Origin of the sequence: Tessaracoccus bendigoensis DSM 12906, assembly GCF_900141915.1 — a bacterium.
In the GTDB taxonomy this organism is placed as follows: Bacteria; Actinomycetota; Actinomycetes; order Propionibacteriales; family Propionibacteriaceae; genus Arachnia; species Arachnia bendigoensis.
In genome coordinates, this window is the sequence record NZ_FQZG01000143.1 from 1 (window position 1) to 2,044 (window position 2,044).

The following is a 2,044-nucleotide window of genomic DNA, read 5'->3' on the forward strand; positions in this document are numbered from 1 at the left end:
GAGGCGCTCGAACAGGGCGGAACCTCGTTCGACTCGCTGTATGTCGACATCGACGGGGAGTCTGGCTACTTCGCCAGGAGCCTCAACGTCTATGGACGTGCCGGGCAGCCGTGCAGGCGGTGTGGCACCCCCATTGTGAGGGAGGCGTTCACGAACCGCTCGAGCCACTTCTGCCCGGTCTGCCAGCGCAGAGCGGCTCGGAGATCCTTGCTTCGGCGAGCCACAACAGCGTCGTCGCCAGCCTGATCGGCACCAGCGTGCACGCGTCGAGGGTACTCGCCGCTGCCACGTCGCTCACCGGGTCTCGATCCTGGGGGACGCCACTGCCGCCGAGGTGACTGCAGCCCTACATCTGGTCGTGCCATCCTCCGGCGACCATGGTCTGGAACTTCCATCCCTCGGCGGTCCGGATCAGCAGGTCTCCGTACCGCATCTGGTGGGTGGACCCGTCCAGTGTGAAGGCGGCGTCGGTGACGACGAAGCACAGGGCCGGCGACAGGAAGACGGGCTGTCGCGTGGAATCCATGGTGACCTCGCCGTCGCTGATGACCCGGGCCATCTGAGCGAGGTACTGGCTCCGGTCGAGCAGGCCGACCAGGCCGTGGCCGTGGGCGTCGTCGGTCACCTCGTTGAGGGGGAAGGCGGCCAGGTCGGCCATCGCGTCCAGGTCCCCTTCAGCTACGAGGCTGTCGTACTGCGCGAACCAGTCAAGGACCTCCTGGATCAGTTCCGGCGTCGCGGCCGGGCCAGCCAGGTGTGTGCTCTCCATGGGGGTCTGCCTCTCAGTTGTGATTCCATCAAGGATCGGCATTGATCGTCAGGTGGTGAGGACCGGGGAAACGGGCCGTCTCGGGCTGGGCGCTGCCGACCGGGCGGGATGCCCCATGCGGAAGGTGACAAGCGCAACCATATATCATGGACGTCCCAGAACCCTGTAGCGATGCGTCCTCTGGCTCAGCGCCCATACCTAGATGAAAGTCCAAGGGGTCAGTGGTCGTAGGTGATCAGTGAGCGGAGGACGGGGGCGCTGGTTTGGTCGTTGTGCCAGATCGCGGTGTTTGAAGAACCGGGCTCCGGGTTGGGCTTCTCTCCTTTGCGGGCGGGTCGGAGCAGGTCGATAGAGTTGGTGGCGAGACGGTTCTCGAAGTCGTGGCCGACATCGACGCTGTCCTCCGACCCGCCTTCGCTCCCTCAGTAGATAAGGAACGATCATGAGCCGGCTCATCGTCAGCATGTGGACCACCGTTGACGGCTTCGTCGCGGGGCCCGACGACTCCATGGACTGGCTTCGTGCCGACGCCGATCTCATGGACTACGAGACCGGCCTGGTCGAGAACGCCGGTGCGCTGCTGCTCGGCAGGATCACGCACGGCGATTTCGCCTCCTACTGGCCCGCCGTCGCCGCCGGTGAGATCGACGCCGACGAGGGCACTCGACGCTATGCACGCCGTCTCGACCAGCTCGACAAGTTCGTCGCGTCACACTCCGGGGACGTCGCACTCTGGCCGGGAACTCACCATGTTCAGGACGCGACGGCCACCGCAATCCAGCGCATCAAGGACCAAACCGCCGGTGACGTGATCGTCTATGGCAGCCTCAGCCTGATCGCCGCACTCAACGCGCTGAGCCTGATCGACGAGTTCCATCTCATCGTCCATCCGACCCTGCTCTGTCGCGGAAGACCTCTCCTGGACGTAGACCAGCGCCCCACCCAGTTGGAGCTCATTGAGTGCCGGCCCTTCTTGTCCGGTGCCGTCCTGCTCCGGTATGGAACCATCTGGGCAAACTGACCAAGCCAGGCGAGGGCCTGTGCGTGGGCGACGTGACGCTCCCCCCTGGCGCTGGCAGACCTGGGACTGATCGACGAGTACGAGTTCCTGGCGCATCCGGTCCTGGCCGGGCACGGGCTGTCGTTGCTCGCATCATGGGTGATCCTGGAGCCGCGCATCGACCCGGTCCCGCACATCGCGCTTGACCCCTTCGACCCCCGCTTCGACCAGTCGGCGGTGGCGCGTCGCATGCGGGCCAGGCACACCACCGTCAA

3 protein-coding genes are annotated in these 2,044 nt (G+C 65.5%); 2 read left to right on the top strand and 1 reads right to left on the bottom strand.

Translation table 11 applies throughout. From position 1 onward, the window contains the following. Positions 1–246 (top strand): zinc finger domain-containing protein (locus BUC15_RS18760; protein WP_281249311.1); only part of this gene is annotated, 246 nt, incomplete at its 5' end. 100 nt (positions 247–346) lie between these two features. On the opposite strand, the gene BUC15_RS18765 is transcribed toward BUC15_RS18760, so the two are convergent. Next, positions 347–769: a hypothetical protein gene (locus tag BUC15_RS18765; protein WP_073191613.1), complete on the bottom strand. Its 423-nt coding sequence runs from the start codon at positions 767–769 to the stop codon at positions 347–349. Between the two features lie 442 nt (positions 770–1,211). Here BUC15_RS18765 and BUC15_RS18770 point away from each other — a divergent pair, with 442 nt between their 5' ends. Beyond that, complete coding sequence (locus BUC15_RS18770) at positions 1,212–1,790, top strand: dihydrofolate reductase family protein (protein ID WP_073191616.1); 579 nt, start codon at positions 1,212–1,214, stop codon at positions 1,788–1,790. Positions 1,791–2,044 lie beyond the last annotated feature (254 nt).

Bases quoted from the DNA above. Each gene is read 5' to 3' on its own strand.
- BUC15_RS18765 (WP_073191613.1), bottom strand. From the start codon at position 769: ATGGAGAGCACACACCTGGCTGGCCCGGCCGCGACGCCGGAACTGATC.
- BUC15_RS18770 (WP_073191616.1), top strand. From the start codon at position 1,212: ATGAGCCGGCTCATCGTCAGCATGTGGACCACCGTTGACGGCTTCGTC.